Here is an 18,604-nt window from a genome sequence, read left to right as displayed (position 1 = left end):
AAAGCAAATCCAGCACCCCGCCACACCGAGCGATCACCAGCAGCGTCTGCAACAAGCCCCGCCGCGCCCATCAGATCGTCTGCGACGAATACCCGCCATCCACCACCATCTCATGGCCGGTGATGAAGGAACTGCCTGCACCCGCAAGCAACAAAGCTGCGGCGACGAGTTCCTTGGCCTCGCCAAAGCGGTTCATCGGCGTGTGGCCCATGATCTTTGCCACGCGGTCAGGCGTGAGCACTTTCTTGTTCTGCTCGGCAGGGAAGAAGCCGGGCACCAAGGTGTTCACGCGGATGCCGAGGGGAGCCCATTCGCGGGCGAGGTTCTTGCTGAGATTGTGCACAGCACCTTTGGACATGGAATAAGTGAAGACACGGCTCAGCGGCAGCAGGCCGGACATGGAACCGAGATTGATGATCGAGGCCGGGATCTTGTGATCCACGAAGTATTTGCCAAACACTTGGCAGGCCAGGAACACGCCCTTGGTGTTGATGTTCATGATCCGGTCGTATTCCTCTTCTGGAATATCGAGGAACGGCGTTGCAGAATTCACGCCCGCACCATTGATCAGAATATGGCAGCCGCCGGAACGCTCCAGCACCTGATCCAGCAGAATCTGCAGATCGGCTTTGCGGCTGGCATCTGCGGAAACGAAATAGGCCTGTCCGCCTGCGGCTTGAATGGTCTCCAGTCGTTTGTCAGCCTTGGACTGGTCCCGCCCGACGAGCACGACCTCCGCACCCGCAGATGCATAGCCTTCTGCGATGGCACCGCAGAGTTCGCCTGTGCCGCCGATCACGACAGCGGTTTTGCCTTGAAGAGAGAAGAGTTCGAAAATGGAGGACATGGTGTGGGGCGCATCTATGGCGTGTCATCCCGCCGCCGCAAGCAGGCTGTCTCGCCACTTTCGTCATCTTGACACCCTGCCCGGGGTGCTCTCCCGTACGAGCATGCCTTGGGGCCACATCCTGACCTTTCTTGCCGGCGTCCTCATCGGCGCAGCGTCGATTGTGATCTGGAAGCTCCTGCGTTTCGCTGCAGATCTGCGCGCGGCACGGCATGCGTTGGCAAGTTTCGTCTATCCCGAATGCGGTCTGGCGGACGAAAAAGCCCATGCAGCCGTCGAAGCCTGCAAAAACCGCCTGCGCTGGCAGAAGAACCTCAACCCCGAGTGGCTGCCGCCGCTGGTGGATGAAGTGCCGAAGCTGGTGCGCGAAATCGCGGCCATCTACCATCCCGGCAAGCAGGAGGCGCTGCTGGCCCCCGGCCTAAGCCAGTTCTCCCGCGCCGTGCATCTCGCAGCCATGGATGTGGCGGACTTTCTCCAAACTCGCTCCATCGGCCGCCTCGTGGATGTCAGTGCCAGCACGGCGCTGAAAACCTGGGAAATGACCCACAAGATAGCCAAACACGAAAAACTGCAGACGGCGAACAAATGGTACAAACGCCTGCTGCCCTACTGGCAGGTGCTGCGCTTCAAATCCCCCATCATGTGGGCCGGCATGGCCGTCTCCAATGTCGCCGCCCGCACACTGCAACCTGCCGTGATCGACATCATCGCCAAGCGCGCCATCGACCTCTACAGCGGACGTCTCGGCAAAGGCTCCGGAGCACCTTCGGCAGCGCCTGTGCCAATGCTGGAACAAGAACGCCCGCCGGGGCCGATGTGATTTACTTCTTCCTGCCTTTCAATCCTGCCAGATAGGCCACGACGTCGCGGATTTGGGGTTTGGTGAGGATGCCGAGCATGGGGGGCATGACGGTCATGGGCGGGGTGATGGTGGCGATTTGATCGCGGGGGATGGTTTGTGCTTTTCCATCAGGGAGCTTCAAAGTGACGTGTTTTGCGTCTTCTTTCCACAAAATGGCCGAGAGGGATTTGCCGTCTTTGGTGGTGATGGAGACGAGGCCGAAGCCGGGGGCGATCTGGGCGAGGGGATTGAGGAGGGATTCGAGGATGTATTTGCGGTCTTTCTGGCTGCCGATGGTTTTCAGGTTGGGGCCGACCTGGCTGCCTTCCTTGGCTTCGACGGTGTGGCAGGCGATGCAGTTGGCGCCGAGGTTGTTGGTTACGATGTCTTTGCCGCGGGTGGCGTCGCCGCCTTCGAGGAGTTCAGATGCACTGAGTTGCAGGGAAGCGAGCTTGGGTTTCAAAGATTCGCGGGTGGCGGCGGCTCCGAGGATGTCGAGCAGGATGGCGGCGGGGGCTTTGTTCTCGATGAGGCGGTCCAGCCATTGGGTGATGAGGGTGTCGTCTTTGGACGTGGAAAGGAGAGACAGTGCAAGTTGCTGCGAAGTGGTGTCACCATTGGCAAGGACGGTGGCGGCTTCGGTGACGGCGCGGTCGGGCTGATGGGTGAAGAGCTGGCGGAGGGCTTCGCGGCGGAGTTCGGCGGGGGAGGTTTTGGCGAGGGAGAGATCGAGGGTGGTGGCGAACTCGGGAGTGGCAGCGTGCTGCGAGGCCATGAGTTTGAGTGCTTCGGCGCGCAAGCTGGCGCGAGCGGTGGCATCTGAGATGATCTGCTGGAGGACTGGGGCGGCGACTTTTAGCTGGAGCTGGGTGAGGAGTTCGACGGCTTTGGCTTTGAGTGCGCCGTCCTGGATGGCGAGGAGGGCATCGAGGTGGGGTTGTAGCAAATTGGCGAAGGCTTTGGCATCGCGCGGCAGGGTTTGGTGAGCCATGCCGTCGATGCGGTCGAGGCGTGGGGGATGGGTGAAGGTGAGGAGGACGTCGAGTGCTTCTGCTTGCAGCGGATTGCGCTGCAATGCGGTTTTGATGATGGGTTCGGCGATGCCGAGGCGGAGGCAGGCGTTGAGGCCACGGCTGGTGGGGCGGGTAGTGAGCTTGGGGAGGGCGGCGGGGATGCCGGTGTCGTCGTGGATGGCGCGTTCGGCTTCGGCGGCGAGGGGCGGATTTGTGAGGAAATCGGCAACGCGTGGCGAGTTTTGGCGGGCGAGTGCAAGGAGGCAGCAGAGGGACTGCTTGTCGTTGATGTGGGAGGCGAGGGTGGCTTCATCGGCGCAACCGGCGAGGCCGGTGACGATGGCGTGGCGCATGTAGGGATCGGCGCTTTCCTTGGGGGCAAGCTTTAGCAAGGCTGTGACAGCGGTGGATTCTTGAAGCTTGCCGAGGCAAATGGCGGCGTGAAAGCGCACGCGTTGGGAAGGATGTGCAAGGAGTGGAATAATTGGGGCGCTGGAGGTTTTGACATCGCCGAGCATTTTGGTGGACTGAGTGACGATTTCTGTGTCGGATTCCGCAAGAAGCGGGGTCAGAACGGTGGCTTCGACCTTTCCGGCGCGCATGCCCTGGCCGAGGCCCCAGATGGCGTGGATGCGGGCGAGTTGGGCGGCATTTTTGTCGGAGGCGATTTTTTGCAGCACGGTGTAATCACCTTTTTTGACGAGGGTGAATTGGGCGTGGAGGCGGACGCGTTGGTCGGGGTGGGAGAGGTGGGTGGCGGTGAGGTTGTCGGAGTTGAGGAGTTTGTTTGTTTCCTGGTGCTCGGTGCTGTTTTTGGCGGTGGGGTCGTCGGCGAACCAGATGGCGCCTTTTTGATCGAGGGGGTAGCCGCCGTCCCAGTCGGCGATGATGAGTTCGCCGGTGGGGGCGAGGGCGAGGCCGATGCCCATGAGGCCGGAGTGGATGACTCGCTCGTTCTGCATCTTGAAGGTGCTGCCGGAGGGGATGATCTGGAAGGCGGTCATCTGACCGGAGGGGAATTGATCGAGGATGAAGTGATTGCGCAATGAAGCGCCGAGGGCGGTGCCGGGTTCGTGGATGAATCCGGCGGGGCCGTTGGAGTAGTTGGCGAGCGGGGGTGTGATGAAGAGGGGCTGGCCGGGATGGGCGGGCTGCCAGATGCCGTCGCGGATCCAGCGGCTGGTTTCTTTTTGATATTGGTGGCTGCAGCGCCAGCCGGAGTCGCTGCGTTCGGTGATGTAGACGAAGCGTTCGCGTTCGCCGGGGAGATCGGCGTCGTTGTCGACGCCGAAGATGTTGCCGTAGTTGTCGAAGGCGATTTCCTGGACGTTGCGGAGGCCGTGGGCGAAGACTTCGAAATTGGTGCCGTCGGGTTCGCAGCGGAGGACGCAGCCTTCGTGGGGGTAGTACCAGTGTTTGCCTTCCTTGCTGGTGACGTTGACGCCTTTGTCGCCGATGCTCCAGTAGATGCGGCCGTCGGGGCCGATGCGGGGGCCGTGCATGTCGTGGCCGGCGTAGGCGATGTGCATGCCGAAGCCGTGGGCGACGATTTCGCGTTCGTCGGCGACGCCGTCGTCGTTGGTGTCGCGGAGGCGGATGAGGTCGGGGGCGACGGTGACGTAGATCCAGCCGTCGTGGTAGAGAATGCCGGCGGCGATGCCGGTGACGACGCTGTTGAAGCCTTCGGCGAAGACGGTGAGTTTGTCGGCGGTGCCGTCGTGGTCGGTGTCGCGGAGCTGGTAGATGCGCTCGCTGTGAACGGTGAGGTCTTTCCAGTCGATGGAGCCGTCTTTGTTGTGGTCGGCGAGGCCGCCGCGAGGAAGGCGTGTTTTGCCGGGGGCGAGCTCGCGTTTGAGAAAGGCTTCTTTTTCTTCGACGCTGGTGAGGGCGACGTCGTCGGGGATCCACTGGGTGTGCTCGCGGATGTCGAGGTCGGCGACTTTGCGGCGGGTGGTGGCGGAGACGTAGATGCGGCCCTGGGGATCGACGGTGACGGCGACGGGGTCGGGGACGTTGAGGGTGCCGGACCAGCGGTGGAGTTCGAGGGGGGATTTGAGTTCTGGCTTTGGGGCTGATTTCGCGGTCTTTTTCTCAGCGGCTGCGCAGGGGAGGGCGAGGAGCGCGGCGAGGGCGAGGTGACAGAGGTTTTTCATGAAATTGGGGGTGGCGACAGATGCACATGACTCTGGGGCTGGCTACCAAAACGGTAGTGAGGGAATGATGGCCGCAAAAAGGCACAAAAAGGGCAAAAAATGGGGGCTTTCCGAGCAGAGGGCGAGAGCGAAAAAAGAGGGCTGATTGTTGTGGTAAAAAATTGTGGGTAAAAGATTTCAGCACCGCATTTTTGAAAACCGCAGAGGATGGACGGACGCAGAGGAATGAGCCGGAAAATTGACCACGGAATATACAGAATACACGGAACTAAAACCAGACAAAGCGCCGTGCCTGATCGTGCATCGCGGGGGATGGAGCGCCGCAGAGATTGGTCTTGAAATAGCTTTGTGCCGCAATGAGCTATGAGTCTGCTGTGGGGCGTTTCGAATCTCGCTCGTAGGCGACTTCGGGGAGTGTTTGCACAAAGTCAGTGATTGCTGCGGAAACTTTATGGAGTGACAGTGCGACGATCAGTTCGTCTGTTGGGTGTGGGCTGCCAAAGATGGCGCGTCGGGGTGCCGTTACTGAAACCTGATGGTTGGAAAGGTATTGATGAAGCGCCGAGGAGACTTGCGATGGGCAGAAGACGCAGGCGCTGCCGTCATCCATGCTTTGAATGTGGATTTGAGCCCTTAACCGACCTCGGCTGATTTGTTCCTGGGAAGACATGGCGGTGTTCTGATAGAAAGGGTTGGGTGCATTTGTTCTTGCTGGTGCACTGCGCAGCCGTCAAAGTCGAGTGTGCGTTCGCTGATGCGAATGCTTCTCCTGAAAATCCAACCTACATTCTAATCATGAGTCAGATCGTTCCTCTTATCAGTTCCGGCATCGCCGGCCCTCTCGGTGTTCTTCATCTTCCGCGCCTTTGGCAGAAGGCTTCTTTGGCTGCTGCGGGCAAACTGCATGCTGACTATCCGGGCATTGGCTGCGGGTATGACCAGATGACGCTGGATGCGCTTGGCATCAACATCGAGACGTTCAGGACGTTCATCGCGACGAAGCCGAGCTATCCGCAGCTTGAGAGCTGGGTGAAGGCACAGCCGGGTGTGAACCTGACGAAGGGCAACATTTTCAAGCACAACCAGGCGATCTCGGGCTACATCCACAGCGATGAGACGCGCAAGACGATTCTGGATGCGGATGGCATCGCGGATGACGGCAGCGTGAACCCGGGTGCGGTGGATCTGAACAACCTGGACGACTGGCACATCTTCTGGGCGCAGGAGATCAAGTAACCGTGATGCGGTGAAGTGAGTTTTGAGAACCCCGTTTGCCGTGAGGCAGGCGGGGTTTTTTGTGGGGCCGGAGGGATGGCCGCAAAGGGGCGCAAAAAGAGGGGCAAAAATGATTGATTCCGGAGGGTGGGTGGAGTGCGGGCGTGCTGGGTGTATAGATCGGATTATTAACCGCTGATTTGACGCTCATAAGACGCTGATAAAGGAATCGGAACAGAGGTAGTGTGACGGTGATGGGAGGTGGATGCGGAGCTTTGTTTTTTGGCAGGGGAATGGTGGGCAAAGGAATGGGGAATGGGATTTGAACCACTGACTGACACTGATGAGGAAGAGCTGGGTTGTTGATCAGCGGGTGATGGACTGCGGCTATGCGTGGTGGTGAGAGCCGAAGAGATGGCCGCAAAGGGGGGGCAAAAATGATTGATTCCGGAGGGTGGTGGAGTGCGGGTGCTCTCAGTGAATGGAACGGATTTTTAAACCGCTGATGAGACGCTGATATGACGCTCATGAAGAATCAGAATCTGGAGTTTCTGAGATGGGTTTACTGGTTTGAAAATAAGGAAGGCAGGAATTCAGGAGCCGGATTTGAACCACTGACTGGACACTGACTGAGACTGATGAGGATTGGCTGGGTTGTTGATCAGCGGGTGAGGGATTATGGCTATTGCGTGGTGGTGGTTTGGGGAGCCGGAGGGGTGGCCGCAAAGAGGCGCAAAAAGAGGGGCAAAAATGATTGATTCCGGAGGGTGGGTGGAGTGCGGGTGTGCTGGGTGTATAGATCGGATTTTTAACCGCTGATGAGACGCTAATGTGACGCTGATATTGGGACTCGGAAAATGCCGGATTCGGTGGTGATGGGGGGGTGGGTGCGGGGTTTTGTTTTTTGGCAGGGGAATGTGTTGGCAGAGGAATGGGCTGAGCTTGGGGGCTTGGGAGATGGGTTGCTTTGTTTTTGGCTGAAAATTGACCACGGAATACACTGAATACACGGAACCGAACCCACTGAGGCAGATCGTGGAAGGCTGCCGGTAGGGCTGGCGAAGCGCGGTCAACGCGGAGGTGGTTTGGGGAGCCGGAGGGATGGCCGCAAAAAGGAGTCGGAAAAAAGTCGGAGATGTGGTGGTGATGGGAGGTGGGGGTGAGGTTGTGATTTTTGGCAGGGGAATGGATTGGCAGAGGAATGGGATTTGAACTGCTGACTGATGTTGATGAGGAATATCTGAGTGGGGTTTGTCTCAGAAAAAGATGAGGGGGTTTGGGCTTGGGATTTTTGGGGTGGTGTTTCGACCCGGCCAAGGGCTGATGAGATGCGAAGAGTGACTGAGGCTGTCGCGTGACGGGGTGGCTGCTGGTGAAACCTCCTTCTCATGACCCTGATTTCTTCTCTTCCCATGCAAGTGGCTCTGCAGGTTTTTGCGAGGCGTGAGGTGGCGCGTGCGGAGCCTGAGGTGGCGTCATCGTACCGGAATTTTCTGATCGTGGCGCCGGGTTCGGTGGGAGCGGGGACTGTGCCTGATGAGAAGGTGTTGGAGCTGGCCCAGCATTTGAATCAAGAGGGCTATGCTTATGTGGCGCGCTCCAATCAGAAGGAAATGGAGGATGATCCGTCTGGGGTGCGCTATCTGCCGTTGAGCCATCGTCTGCCGGCGTTTGGGGTGATGACGGCGGTCATCGTGATCGGTGATCCGCTCTGGGCGGCGCTGGCGGCGGCTACTTATCCGGAGGCGGATATCTTTTTGATGTAGCTGTTCATCGAGAAGCGAACAGGAGGATCGGTCAAGGCGATGGCGCTGGGGATTTTCGTTTTTGCCGCAGAGGGGCAGAGAGGCGGAGGGGGCAGAGATTGAATGGGATGGGGAGGCCTTCTTTTGTGCGGAAATCAATTGGCCGAAGAGCAGGGTTTTTAGCCGCTGCTTTGAGGCTGATTCATCCATTCTTCGCTGAAGCTAAGGAGGATGAATGAGACGCTGATCAAGGCATTCGGAAATTCCGGATTGAGATTGGAATTCATTCGGCAGCGTGGGAGCAGATGTGGGGCTTTGGATTTGGCAAAGAAATGGTTTGGAAGAGGAATTCGCTGAGTGAGGACCACCGAAAAGGTGGTTATTTTGTCAAAAATTTGCACCATGACCCCATTTACTCCTCTCACACTGTAACCCATGTCCCCGGTCAACTTGTCACCCATGTGCCCGGTCCGAACCAGAGCCCGGTGCGGCAGAGGATCCTGCAGGCGCAGTCGGAGATTGCGAAGGTGTGGCAGAACCGGCTGCAGAAGCATCTGTTCCAGATGCAGCAGGAGGCGAACAAGCAGGCGGGGATTGAGGGCGGGAGCGATCCGCTGGGGCAGAGCCCGCTGGCGCAGCTGAAGGCGGGGGGGGGCAGGCGGTGCTGGGGAGGGGAACACCGGGAGCGGCGATGGCGGCGTGAAGACCCAGAACAGAACGCGGAAAACGCGGTTCCAAAAAAACGCCTAACAAAAGAGATGCAAATGGCGGAATTTTATGACATCGCTCACCAACCTTTCCGGTAGGCGAGCTGAACGTCTTGCAACGCGTTCGCTTTATTGACAACAATCATCCCTGCGCGCGCCATGAAGAAGACACTTCAACCCCGATCACGCGAGGGAGCCATGCTTGCAACGATACGCCGCCTGATCATGCGGAAGTCGAGGCTTATTGCAGCCAAATTCATGCAATCAGACGCCCAACCGCCTCTTCCAGCGTGCAGACCACTGCCAGATGACATCCAGAAGCGGCTTGGAAATTGGAGCAGACTCTACGGAACGCACCTTTGGATCCATTACGTGTTTGGTATTCTCGGGGTCATCTGCTCAGCCTTGTCGGGATTCAAACTCCCCGATCCCTATGGGCAAATTTTTGCCGGCCTTGCCACCATCTCCATCGCCATTGTCGGCTTCGTTCGACCGCATGACAAGTATCAGAAGTTTGTCGAAGCATGGCGAGCCTTGGACAGCGCCTGCACGAAATATCAGCATGGACTGATCGGGATTGAAGCTCTGGTTGAAGCCAAAGACAGAGGGGAACATCTGATTTCCCAGTTTGAAAGAGGACAGGAGCGGTTGGGAGTGCAGAATCCGGCTAGTTCATCGGCTCCGACCGCTCCAACTGCTTCAACTGCTTCAACTGCTTCAACTGCTTCAACTGCTTCAAGTGCGCACAGCTAGCCTTTCGCTGCCCTCATGGCCTGCGGCCAAGCAAAGCTTCCAGGCTCCGGCCTGATCCCCCCCACGCACCACCTCTGGTTGCTTCAACAGAGCATTTTATGCAACCGGCGGCACATAGTTCGACCGCTGGAGCATCCTGTGGTAAAATGGCGTGTGACATTACTCGGTGACGAGACTGCGACAGTTCCCCCTGCCAAGGTATTCAGACATTCATAGCGTGAAGCGAGGTTTGAAGTGACCAACCGAATGAGACCGTACTGCAGAGAGCAGCACCCGGCGTGGTGGATCAGGTTTTCATGTAGTTCAGGATTGATGTGGCGATCATGAGGACTGCACTGCAGAGTTGCAGCACGAGTACGATGAGTTCCGTTTTCATTTTGTTTTGCGCGCATCTCGACTGCAAGAGCCAACTCCGGCAGTTCCAGCATTGTGTAAGAACGCTTCGAGCCAAGCATCAACACAAACCCGACACCACAAGCATCATGTTCTAAAACCGGGTCATAAAGCCCCGACTTCAATGAAAGCTCGCTGTGTCTTGGATTCATGAAGAGTGCGTTACGCGCGCCGGAATAACGGAGGACGGCGGGGCTATCTTGCAGGGGGGCACGTGGAGCCGCGTCAGAGTTCAATTTCTGAGGAGGGATCGGCATGTCACGAGCTGGTTTTGCCAAATTTTGAGAGAAACCAATGAAACCATAATGAAGAAACCATGAAACGAATCCTGAGAAAACTGCTGGGCATTGAACCCAAGGTGGAAATTGTTCCGGTGCTGGTGGAACGCGGGGAGGTGATGAAGCTGCGGACGCATGCGGAGCTGGCCGAGATGAAGGGACGTTGGAAGCGAACGTTGCAAGGGCGGGCGCAAGATCCTGGAGTGCGAGCGATCATCGAGATCATCGAATACCGGATCTCACAGGCGAGTGGCCTTGTGCAGATGCGGAACAACCATGCCGGCAATCCCCAGTTGGTGTGCTACGGCGCCGGTGAGGCGGCGGGGCTGAATGATTTGCTGCTGGAGCTGGTGAGGGCGCTGCATGCGCGAGATGAGGAGGCGGATGGCCGTTGACCGAGCCAGGGATTTGCATGCGCTCCTGAACTTAACCGTGGGGCCGATCGACACAATCTGGGGTGCCATTCGAGCTCAAGCGGCAATTAAAATGCGAGAGACGGGATTTGCGGTTCCAATCTCAGGAGTCTATTACATTCCATGGAGATGGATCCTTCAACAGCGGTTGGTGCGGGCCTGGCTATTCTCGGGTCCAAGGACCTCATGCTTAAACTGCTTGGTCCCACAGCCGAGTACGTGGGAGGCGAAGTCAAAGGTCTTGTAGCCAAGTGCAACATCAACTTGGACAACATTTTCAAGAAGGCGATGAGAAAACTCGGAACGCGTGCCGACGAACCTGGCGAAGTTAATCCGCGCGTCCTGAAGCACATCTTCGATGAAGGCCGGTTCTGCGAAGATGAGCTGGCCGCCGAATACTATGGTGGCATTCTGGCATCAGCCCGTTCGGGGAATGGCCGAGATGATCGTGGTGTTACCGTGCTGGCCACCGTCAAGGATCTTTCGGTGTACCAGCTGCGCACCCACTTCATCCTTTATTCTCTCGTTCACCGCTTATTCAAAGACCAAGAGGTCAATCTTGAAAAGCGACTTGATTGCAGCAACGCCAAAATTTTTATCCCTGATGAGGTCTATTCAGAGGCCATGGATTTTCAACCGGGAGAGGACGTGAGCTCCATTGTCCCGCACGCTTTCGCAGGCCTGGACCGCTACAATCTCGTCAGTGAAGTTCACATTGCAGCAGGACCCTCGGGGGGGTGGGTACCTAGCAAGGGGATTGTTTTCGCGCCGACCTTTTCGGGGGCGGAGGTTTTCCTTTGGGCTCTCGGCATCGAGGGAGCCTCAGGAAGCAAACTCTTTGAGGTCGAGATCGAGGAGGGTTTGGAAGGGGTGACGATCAAGGATGGTGCGCGTTCAGCTCTCGAATTGCAGAAGCAGAAGAAGAATTAACCGTTGTCCAAGCATCCTCAGACGGGCGGGCTGCGAATGACTAGAAGGCCTTGACGACGAACGAAGAGGCCGAAACCGGACCGGCTGCCGCGAAGCGAAGCCCGAAGTACGAACGAAGAAGGGGAATGCGTTGCAGCAGGGACGGTTGTGCTACAGGAGAGGGGAACAACCGAGACGGTTGTGCTACTAGATGCCGGCGGCCATGACTTTCATCCAGCGCATGCGGAAGGAGGAGTTTTCTTCCATGAGCTGGGCGGCGATGGTGGTGGAGAGCTGGGTGAGGCCGGTGAGGCGGGCGAAGGCGGCGGTGTTTTCCTGGCGACGGTAGTAGTCGGTGGAGTCGGTGACCTGGGTGCCGAGGGATTGGGCGATTTCGACGAGGGTCTCGGGGGTGAGGCTTTCGAAGGGGAGGGTGAGGGTGCCGCGATCGAGGGTGACGCTGATCTGGGTGCCGACGGTGTTGCAGGTGATGCGGCCGGTGAGCTGGCCGCCCTCCCGACGGGTGATGGTGCCGGTCCAGCCTTTGGTGGTGAGATCGGTGGTGAGCTGGCGGATGAAGTCGCGGGACTGGGTGTAGAGGTAGAGGCGGCCGTCGAGGGCGGTGCGGACGTCTGCGGTTTGGAGGCGGGTGCCGCTGAGGAGATCGATGGCGCGGGTGTAGTCGTAGCCCTGGACGAGGGAGGGGACGAGGGCGTTGACTTCGGCGAGGAGCTCGAGGTCGGCCTGGCGGTGCTTTTTGTCGGCCTCCATCTGGCGCTGCTGCTCTTCGAGGGTCATGCTGGAGATCTCACGCTGGTAGCTGGTCTCCAGGTCTGTGATGAAGCGGAGGAAGGCGCCGCTGGTCTTGAGGTTTTTGCGGACTTGCTGGACTTCGGCGAGGGCGGTGCGGAGCTCTGGGATGGTGCCGGAGCGCTTGGGCTGGAGGGCGCCGCGGACGAGGGCGAAGTCGGGCTTGTAGCGGTCTACGAGGGGGCTGTAGAGGGTGAGCCATTCGAGGGTGGCTGCGGAGGCGTCTGCGGGGGGCTTTTTGGTATCGGCGAGATGCTGCTGGAAGTGCTCGAGCTCCTGGGCGCCGAGGAGGGCGTCTCCGAAGTGCCATTCGGCGAGGCCGTGGACGAGGTAGCCGAGGATTTCTTCGTTGTCGGTTTTGTAGTCGAGGGCGTGGAGCGGGGTGCCGAGGCCGAAGTCGTGGGACATGCGGTCCTGGATTTTGGCGAAGAAGGGGGCGAGGCCGTTGAGATCGGGGGTGGTGGCGAGCTTGGCGAACTGTTCTGCGGCGTCTTTTTTGCGATCGAGCATGATGCTGCAGAGGGCGGCATTAAACCGGGCCCAGTTGGCGGTGGGCTGGAGGACGTCTTTGGATTTGGCGAGGGTGATGAACTTGTCTTCGGCGGTGGCGTACTGGCGGCCTTCGAGCATGGCCTGGCGGGCTTCGGTGAAGCGCTCGGAGACGGTTTTTTTGTTGGCTTTGTCTGCGGTGAGGGTGACGCCGGAGCCATCGAGCTCGCGCTCATTGGCGGTGGCGAGCTGGATGGCGCGGACATTGCGGCGCTCTCCGCCTTCGCGGAGGAGCCAGCCCATGCCGTAGGCGATGATGATGGCGGCGGCGATGAGGCCGATGAGGCGGGTGCGGCGATTGACGAGGCGGCGGCGGACGCTGCCGCGATCGAGGAGGCCTTCGGCGAGGCGCATTTCATCGACGACTTCGGAGTAATTGGCGAAGCGGTCTTCGGGGTTGAAGGAGAGCATGCCATTGATGACGTGCTCTGTGCGGGGGGAGAAGCGGAGGCCGGATTCGCCGAGGGTGACGCGCTTGGACTTGATGCGGCGGAGGTCTTCGATGGCGGAGGTGTCCGCCTTGTGGGGCGGATTGCCGGTCATGGCGTGGTAGAGGGTGGCGCCGAGGGAGAAGATGTCGCTGCGGTAGTCTTCTTTGTTTTCGATGACTTTTTCGGGGGCGACGTAGTAGGGGGTGGCCCACATTTCGCCGGATTGATCGCCGCCGCGATCGACGAAGAGGGCGAGGCCGAAGTCCACGACTTTGGCGGTGCCGGTCTCGGTGAAGAGGATGTTGGCGGGCTTGACGTCGCGGTGGATGAGGGTGAGCTGCTGGGCGGCGCGGAGGCCTTCGGCGACTTCGCGGCCGATGCGGAGGGCTTCGTCTTCTTTGAGGTGGCCTTCGCGGCGGATGCGCTGCTCGAGGGAGCCGCCGCCGACGAGCTCCATGGCGATGTAGAAGTAGCCCTGGTCATAGCCGACGGAGTAGAGCTTGATGACGTTGGGGTGGGTGACGTTGGCGGTGATGTGGGCTTCGCGGCGGAACTGCTCCAGGCGGATGGAGTCGCGGGAGTACTGGCGGTTGAGGATTTTGAGGGCGACGCGGCGGCCGAGGGTTTCGTCTTCGGCCTCGAAGACGCGGCTCATGCCGCCTTCGCCGATCTGGCGGACGATCATGAACTGATCGAAGCGGCGGCGGACGCGGACCATCTGGCCGCAGAAGGGGCACTTGAGCTTGGTGAAGGGCTCCAGGGAGGTGACATCAATCTGCTTCTGACACACCGGGCAGGTGCTCAAAAAGGACTGTTCTGGAGGGGCGAGGATCAAGGGGGATGAGTGTTGTCAGTAGCAGGGACGCATTCGATATGCCAGAAATTACAGTTTGCCTTATTAATTCGAATGTTGAGTTTATGCGGTGGATTGGCTCATCAGTGAAACAGTGGATATAGGAGATCGTTTCGACAAACACCTCGCGAGGCGTTTGCCGGATATGTCGCGCTCGCGATTGCAGGACTTGATCAAGGAGGGACACGCAACGCTGAACGGGAAGGCGGTCAAGGCGGGTGCTACGCTCAAATGCGGGGATGCGGTGAGTCTCACGGTGCCGGATGTAGCGGAGGTGGAGATCAAGGCCCAGAACATTCCTTTGACGATTTTGTATGAGGACAGCGACATCGTAGTGCTGGACAAGGCATCGGGGCTTGTCGTTCATCCGGCGGAGGGAAATCCTGACGGGACGCTGGTGAACGCGCTGCTGCACCACATCGGGGATCTGAGCGGGATCGGCGGGGAGATGCGGCCGGGGATTGTGCACCGTCTGGACAAGGATACGAGCGGCTGCATGGTGGTGGCGAAGCATGACATCGCGCACCGGCGGCTGACGGAGGCGTTTTCAGAGAGGCGGATCTCGAAGATCTACCTGGCGGTGGTGAACGGGGTGCCGAAGGAGGAGAGCGGGCGGATCGAGACGTCGATCGGGAGGCATCCGGTGGACCGGAAACGGATGAGCAATCTGCTGGATGGGGCGGGGAAGAATGCGGTGACGGAGTGGAAGCGGCTGGCGGTGGATGAGGGGTGCGCGCTGATCCAGTGCCGACTGCTGACGGGGAGGACGCACCAGATCCGGGTGCATATGCGTGAGTCTTTGCAGTGTGCGATCCTGGGGGATCCGATCTATGCGAATCCGGCGAAGCAGCGGGTGCAGGTGCCGCGGCTGATGCTGCATGCGTGGAAGCTTTCGTTTAACCATCCGATCAACGACAAGCCGATGGCGTTTGAGGCGAAGGTGCCGGAGGAGTATGCGGCGTGGATGAGGCTGGTGGAGGGGTAGGCTGGATGCTGGATGCTGGATGCTGGATGCTGGATGCTGGGGCGCGAGCAGTGCCTTTTGTTTGACCACGGAATACACTGAATACACGGAAGACTGAGCCGCCTGCGATTGTGTGTTCTCGGTGGTTGTTGATTTTCCAATCTTGGGTATTAGCTCCCTCTATTATGCTCAAAGTCTATGCCTACACCGGATGTTCCACCTGCAAGAATGCGATCAAGTGGCTGAAGGGTAGGGGCGTGGCGTTTGAGGAGATTGCGATTCGGGAGACGCCGCCGACGGTGGGGGAGCTGAAGGGGATGCTGGGGGCGCAGGGCGGGGAGCTGCGGCGGCTTTTTAATGTATCGGGGATGGACTACCGGAGTCTGGGGCTGAAGGACACGCTGCCGGGGATGAGCACGGAGGAGGCGCTGGGGCTGCTGGCGGGGAATGGGAATCTGGTGAAGCGGCCGTTTGTGGTGGATGCGGGGAAGAAGGTGTTCCTTGTGGGGTTTAAGGAGGGGGAGTGGGAGAAGGTGCTGGGGTGAGCCTGACAAGGCGGGGAGTTTTGGAGGGAGCGCTGGAGGTTTGCGTGGGCCGATGGACGCCCGAAAGCGGCGCTGAAGCGCCGCACTCCGAGGACGCTAGCGCGCCGTACGGCAGGCCTTACTTCACGGCGGCGGATTGTTCTTTGAAGAACTTGGCGATGAGGGGCGGGGCTTCTGGGGGGAACTTGTGGGTGCCGCCTTGCTGGATGAAGGCGATGAAGGGGGCGCCGACTTTGGAGGGGTAGAGGGTGCAGTCTTTGGCCCAGGGGGTGCCTTCGGGGGCGCATTGATTGATCTCTTTGACCTTGGTCATGGCGAGCTCCTGCCAGGCGTATTTGACGAGGGGATCTGCGGTGCCGGCGAGGTGCATGCAGGGCTTGGGTTTGAAGGGGGTGTCTTTGAGGCGGGTGGAGAGTGCTGCGGATGGGGCGACGGCGCAGAGGACATCCGGGCGTGTCTGCCAGAGGAGGTAGGTGAAGCCGCCGCCGTTTGAGTGGCCGGTGGAGAAAATGCGCTTGGTGTCGACCTTGTAGTGCTCTTTGAGGTAGGCGATCGTGGCGTCGAAGAGTTTGAGGTCGCGGTCTTCCTGAGCGCCTGCGGCGTGCTGCCAGCCGGGCTTTTTGCCTTCGGGGTCGGTGAGCTGGCCGGGGGTATTCAGGCCCTGGAGATAGACGGAGATGGCTTCGGGCATGTGTTGGTACATGGCGAAGCTGCGGGCTGCATTCAGCGCGGTGCCGCCGTGGCCGTGCCAGACGAAGATGACGGGGGCGGGAGTTTCTTTGGCGGTGGAAGGAGTGTAGAGGAAGCCGCTGCGTGCGACGCCATCGACGGTGAGTTCCAGCTTTTGGACGTTGTCTGGAAGTTGTGCCTGGCAGGTGGCGATGAGGGCCAGCAGGGAGAGCAGGAGACAGAGGTGGCGAAGCATGGGAGGAGAGGTGTGAGTGCTGGCTTCAAACCTCAGGGTTTGGGCAAAGTTGCTGCTGCGGCTTCTTGAAAAGCCTGGCGCATGGGAGAGGCGTCGCCGTTCTTTAATCCGGCGCGCTGGATGAGGAGGATGTAGATGGATTTGGTCACGGGATCGATCCAGCCCTGAGTGCCATGCGCGCCGCCGTGGCCGAAGGTGCCGGGACTGAGCATGGCGGTGACGCCGGTGGGCTGGCGCACGATGTGAAAGCCCAGCCCCATGCCCATGCCTTCGGTGAAGCTGGCCTTGAGATCGCCGGTTTGATTTGTAGTCATCTGCTGGAGCGATTTTTCGGAGATGTAGCGCTTGCCGCCTGCTTCGCCGCCATTGAGCACCATGGTGTAGAATTTGAGGAGATCTGCGGCGGTGGAGAAGAGTCCGCCTGCAGCCAAAGGAGAGCGTTTTTTGCTGGAGTAGGGCGCGGTGAGATAGCGGATGGTGGTGGGCTCCAGGCCTTTGCCGTCTGCCGAGGGCTGGTAGCTGGTGGCCTGACGTGCGAGCTGCTTCGGGCTAGGCCAGAAGGTGGTGTCGTGCATGCCGAGGGGGTGGAAGAGACGGCTTTCCATGAATTTCGCGTAGTCCTGGCCGCTGACGACTTCGATGATGCGGCCGAGGGTGTTGATGCCGGGATTGCAGTAGGACCATTTGGAGCCGGGTTCGAACTGCAATGGAGAGAGTGCGTAGGTGATCACGGCTTCCTTCAAGGTGAGGACGTCGAGAGCGTTGCCGTCGAGCGGTGAATTGCTGACGAGGCCGCTGGTGTGCGTGAGGAGGTCTTTGATGGTGATGGGGCGTGCTGGTTTGACGAGCACGGTCTGGTCCTTGGTTTTTTCCTTGAGGAGCATCTGGCCTTTGAACTCGGGCAGATGCTTCATGACGGGATCGTCAATGCTGAGTTTGCCTTCGTCCTGAAGCATCATGACTGCTAGCGCGGTCATGGGTTTGGTCATTGAGGCGATCCAGAAGAGGCTGTCCTTGGTCATGGGTGACTTTGAAGCGATGTCGCGCAAGCCGACGGCCTCTTCGTTGACGATCTTGCCGTTGTGGAAAAAAAGCGTCACGGCCCCGGAGAGGGAGCCCTCTTTGACGAAGGACTCCATGCTTTCACGAATGGATTTTGCGGCTGGTTTTACCTCGGCGCGGAGGGTGAGAGACAGTGAAAGCAGCAGGCAGGAGGTGAGGCGGAATATTTTCATGGCGAGGTGCAGTGTACGTCGGAATCGGTGTGGTATGTCAATGCCTTGCCTGCTGCACGGGGTATGCTACGATCACGGGCATGAGTTCAGCCAGCGTTGCCATTCCTGTGATCACTCCGCCCGGACAGGGGCGGGGCATGTCTGTTTTTGGGGATGAAGTCGAGTTTGTGATCACCGGGGAGCAGACGGGTGGTCGTTTCACCCAGTGGATTGAGACCACGCATCCCGGGGGCGGACCGCCACCGCACTACCACACGCGGGAGGACGAGAATTTTTATGTCATCGAGGGCAGCGTGGAGTTTTTCCAAGACGGGCAGTGGACGGCGGTGCCGCCGGGGACTGCGGTGTTCATGCCGAAGGGTGTGGTGCATTCGTTTCGCAATGCGGGAAGCACGCCGCTGAAAATGCTGATCACCACGGTGCCATCGGGCTTTGAGACTTTCTTTGACCGATGTGCGGAGGAGTTTGCCAAACCGGGGGCTCCGGATATGGAGCGTCTCGTTGCGATCGCCGGCGAGCACGGCATTCATTTTGTACACCCGTAATCTCTCCCTTTTTCGTTTTACCTGCATGTTTAAAACCGGCCAGCAAGTTGTCTGCATTGATGATCAATTCGATCCCTGGGTCTTTGACCTGTACAAGTCACTGCCCAAGAAGGATGAGATTTATACCGTGCGCGCGCTGCGTGCGGGGAGATCGAATCCGCAGTTTGTGGTGAATGATGATGCGGAGATCAAGCTGGCGGGGGCGGAGTTTGATCTGCTGCTGCTGCTGAAGGAGTTGAATAATCCGGATGATCCGCATTCGAGCGTGAAGCAGGAGCTGGGATTCCGGTCGGAGAGGTTTGCGCCGTTGCTGGAACAGACGGAGGAAGAGGAGGAGGCGGAGCTGATTGGCGTGGGCCACGGGGAGAAGACGTGGGAGCCGGAGCCGGCTTGGTCGAAGTAGGGGGCTGGATGCTGGATGCTGGATGACGAGGCGTGAGTGGCGTGGGGTTGTTGAGAAGGAAGAATGGGTAGGGA

General features: G+C 59.2%; 18 protein-coding genes. 11 read left to right on the top strand and 7 right to left on the bottom strand.

Features of this window, described 5'->3' with window-relative positions:
- Nucleotides 1-70: 70 nt before the first annotated feature.
- A complete protein-coding gene (locus WAW39_RS16770; RefSeq protein ID WP_422320334.1) occupies nt 71-847 on the bottom strand; it encodes an SDR family oxidoreductase in 777 nt (258 codons plus the stop codon).
- Nucleotides 848-950: 103 nt separating this feature from the next.
- Between WAW39_RS16770 and WAW39_RS16765 the strand changes: the two genes are divergently transcribed.
- Nucleotides 951-1,670: a hypothetical protein gene (locus WAW39_RS16765; protein ID WP_422320333.1), complete on the top strand. Its 720-nt coding sequence runs from the start codon at nt 951-953 to the stop codon at nt 1,668-1,670.
- Between the two features lies 1 nt (nt 1,671).
- Here the strand turns inward: WAW39_RS16765 and WAW39_RS16760 are convergent, their stop codons facing one another.
- Together WAW39_RS16760 and WAW39_RS16755 are read right to left on the bottom strand one after the other, a co-directional pair.
- Nucleotides 1,672-4,857: a PVC-type heme-binding CxxCH protein gene (locus tag WAW39_RS16760; RefSeq protein ID WP_422320332.1), complete on the bottom strand. Its 3,186-nt coding sequence runs from the start codon at nt 4,855-4,857 to the stop codon at nt 1,672-1,674.
- 361 nt (nt 4,858-5,218) lie between these two features.
- Nucleotides 5,219-5,527 (bottom strand): hypothetical protein, encoded by a 309-nt coding sequence (locus tag WAW39_RS16755; RefSeq protein ID WP_422320331.1) that lies wholly within the window; start codon nt 5,525-5,527, stop codon nt 5,219-5,221.
- Nucleotides 5,528-5,652: 125 nt separating this feature from the next.
- On the opposite strand from WAW39_RS16755, the gene WAW39_RS16750 reads away from it, so the two are divergent.
- The 4 genes from WAW39_RS16750 (at nt 5,653) to WAW39_RS16735 (ending at nt 9,277) form a co-directional block, all read left to right on the top strand.
- Nucleotides 5,653-6,093: a DUF5069 domain-containing protein gene (locus WAW39_RS16750; RefSeq protein ID WP_422320330.1), complete on the top strand. Its 441-nt coding sequence runs from the start codon at nt 5,653-5,655 to the stop codon at nt 6,091-6,093.
- Nucleotides 6,094-7,460: 1,367 nt separating this feature from the next.
- Nucleotides 7,461-7,838 (top strand): hypothetical protein, encoded by a 378-nt coding sequence (locus WAW39_RS16745; protein WP_422320329.1) that lies wholly within the window; start codon nt 7,461-7,463, stop codon nt 7,836-7,838.
- Nucleotides 7,839-8,278: 440 nt separating this feature from the next.
- A complete protein-coding gene (locus WAW39_RS16740) occupies nt 8,279-8,623 on the top strand; it encodes a hypothetical protein (protein ID WP_422320328.1) in 345 nt (114 codons plus the stop codon).
- A gap of 60 nt (nt 8,624-8,683) precedes the next feature.
- Nucleotides 8,684-9,277 (top strand): hypothetical protein, encoded by a 594-nt coding sequence (locus WAW39_RS16735; RefSeq protein ID WP_422320327.1) that lies wholly within the window; start codon nt 8,684-8,686, stop codon nt 9,275-9,277.
- An 83-nt stretch (nt 9,278-9,360) separates the two neighbouring features.
- Here WAW39_RS16735 and WAW39_RS16730 read toward each other — a convergent pair whose 3' ends face one another.
- Nucleotides 9,361-9,822, bottom strand: a complete 462-nt coding sequence (locus tag WAW39_RS16730) for a hypothetical protein (protein ID WP_422320326.1) — start codon at nt 9,820-9,822, stop codon at nt 9,361-9,363.
- Between the two features lie 164 nt (nt 9,823-9,986).
- On the opposite strand from WAW39_RS16730, the gene WAW39_RS16725 reads away from it, so the two are divergent.
- Nucleotides 9,987-10,343 (top strand): hypothetical protein, encoded by a 357-nt coding sequence (locus WAW39_RS16725; RefSeq protein ID WP_422320325.1) that lies wholly within the window; start codon nt 9,987-9,989, stop codon nt 10,341-10,343.
- A gap of 147 nt (nt 10,344-10,490) precedes the next feature.
- On the top strand, nt 10,491-11,291 hold the full coding sequence (locus tag WAW39_RS16720; protein ID WP_422320324.1) for a hypothetical protein: 801 nt from the start codon (nt 10,491-10,493) through the stop codon (nt 11,289-11,291).
- Nucleotides 11,292-11,477: 186 nt separating this feature from the next.
- Here WAW39_RS16720 and WAW39_RS16715 read toward each other — a convergent pair whose 3' ends face one another.
- On the bottom strand, nt 11,478-13,895 hold the full coding sequence (locus WAW39_RS16715) for a serine/threonine-protein kinase (RefSeq protein WP_422320323.1): 2,418 nt from the start codon (nt 13,893-13,895) through the stop codon (nt 11,478-11,480).
- An 88-nt stretch (nt 13,896-13,983) separates the two neighbouring features.
- Between WAW39_RS16715 and WAW39_RS16710 the strand changes: the two genes are divergently transcribed.
- Nucleotides 13,984-14,898 carry an RluA family pseudouridine synthase gene (locus tag WAW39_RS16710; RefSeq protein ID WP_422320322.1) on the top strand — a complete coding sequence of 305 codons (915 nt, stop codon included), beginning with the start codon at nt 13,984-13,986 and terminating at the stop codon, nt 14,896-14,898.
- Between the two features lie 164 nt (nt 14,899-15,062).
- Nucleotides 15,063-15,422, top strand: coding sequence for an arsenate reductase family protein (locus WAW39_RS16705; protein ID WP_422320321.1), 360 nt, complete (start codon nt 15,063-15,065; stop codon nt 15,420-15,422).
- Nucleotides 15,423-15,540: 118 nt separating this feature from the next.
- Here WAW39_RS16705 and WAW39_RS16700 read toward each other — a convergent pair whose 3' ends face one another.
- Together WAW39_RS16700 and WAW39_RS16695 are read right to left on the bottom strand one after the other, a co-directional pair.
- Nucleotides 15,541-16,347 (bottom strand): alpha/beta hydrolase family esterase, encoded by an 807-nt coding sequence (locus WAW39_RS16700; protein WP_422320320.1) that lies wholly within the window; start codon nt 16,345-16,347, stop codon nt 15,541-15,543.
- A gap of 32 nt (nt 16,348-16,379) precedes the next feature.
- Nucleotides 16,380-17,582 carry a serine hydrolase domain-containing protein gene (locus WAW39_RS16695; RefSeq protein WP_422320319.1) on the bottom strand — a complete coding sequence of 401 codons (1,203 nt, stop codon included), beginning with the start codon at nt 17,580-17,582 and terminating at the stop codon, nt 16,380-16,382.
- Between the two features lie 80 nt (nt 17,583-17,662).
- Between WAW39_RS16695 and WAW39_RS16690 the strand changes: the two genes are divergently transcribed.
- Nucleotides 17,663-18,127: a cupin domain-containing protein gene (locus WAW39_RS16690; RefSeq protein WP_422320318.1), complete on the top strand. Its 465-nt coding sequence runs from the start codon at nt 17,663-17,665 to the stop codon at nt 18,125-18,127.
- 25 nt (nt 18,128-18,152) lie between these two features.
- Nucleotides 18,153-18,530, top strand: a complete 378-nt coding sequence (locus WAW39_RS16685) for a hypothetical protein (RefSeq protein WP_397383688.1) — start codon at nt 18,153-18,155, stop codon at nt 18,528-18,530.
- Nucleotides 18,531-18,604 lie beyond the last annotated feature (74 nt).

It is taken from the genome of Prosthecobacter sp. (genome assembly GCF_049294395.1).
GTDB lineage: Bacteria > Verrucomicrobiota > Verrucomicrobiia > Verrucomicrobiales > Verrucomicrobiaceae > Prosthecobacter.
The sequence above is the reverse complement of the archived record's forward strand: the minus strand, read 5'-3'. Positions and strand labels throughout refer to the sequence as shown.

Coding starts and splice junctions, on each gene's coding strand:
- WAW39_RS16685 (WP_397383688.1), top strand. CDS start 18,153: ATGTTTAAAACCGGCCAGCAAGTTGTCTGCATTGATGATCAATTCGAT.
- WAW39_RS16755 (WP_422320331.1), bottom strand. CDS start 5,527: ATGTCTTCCCAGGAACAAATCAGCCGAGGTCGGTTAAGGGCTCAAATC.
- WAW39_RS16760 (WP_422320332.1), bottom strand. CDS start 4,857: ATGAAAAACCTCTGTCACCTCGCCCTCGCCGCGCTCCTCGCCCTCCCC.
- WAW39_RS16690 (WP_422320318.1), top strand. CDS start 17,663: ATGAGTTCAGCCAGCGTTGCCATTCCTGTGATCACTCCGCCCGGACAG.
- WAW39_RS16765 (WP_422320333.1), top strand. CDS start 951: ATGCCTTGGGGCCACATCCTGACCTTTCTTGCCGGCGTCCTCATCGGC.
- WAW39_RS16745 (WP_422320329.1), top strand. CDS start 7,461: ATGACCCTGATTTCTTCTCTTCCCATGCAAGTGGCTCTGCAGGTTTTT.
- WAW39_RS16700 (WP_422320320.1), bottom strand. CDS start 16,347: ATGCTTCGCCACCTCTGTCTCCTGCTCTCCCTGCTGGCCCTCATCGCC.
- WAW39_RS16705 (WP_422320321.1), top strand. CDS start 15,063: ATGCTCAAAGTCTATGCCTACACCGGATGTTCCACCTGCAAGAATGCG.
- WAW39_RS16730 (WP_422320326.1), bottom strand. CDS start 9,822: ATGAATCCAAGACACAGCGAGCTTTCATTGAAGTCGGGGCTTTATGAC.
- WAW39_RS16750 (WP_422320330.1), top strand. CDS start 5,653: ATGAGTCAGATCGTTCCTCTTATCAGTTCCGGCATCGCCGGCCCTCTC.
- WAW39_RS16720 (WP_422320324.1), top strand. CDS start 10,491: ATGGATCCTTCAACAGCGGTTGGTGCGGGCCTGGCTATTCTCGGGTCC.
- WAW39_RS16695 (WP_422320319.1), bottom strand. CDS start 17,582: ATGAAAATATTCCGCCTCACCTCCTGCCTGCTGCTTTCACTGTCTCTC.
- WAW39_RS16770 (WP_422320334.1), bottom strand. CDS start 847: ATGTCCTCCATTTTCGAACTCTTCTCTCTTCAAGGCAAAACCGCTGTC.
- WAW39_RS16725 (WP_422320325.1), top strand. CDS start 9,987: ATGAAACGAATCCTGAGAAAACTGCTGGGCATTGAACCCAAGGTGGAA.
- WAW39_RS16735 (WP_422320327.1), top strand. CDS start 8,684: ATGAAGAAGACACTTCAACCCCGATCACGCGAGGGAGCCATGCTTGCA.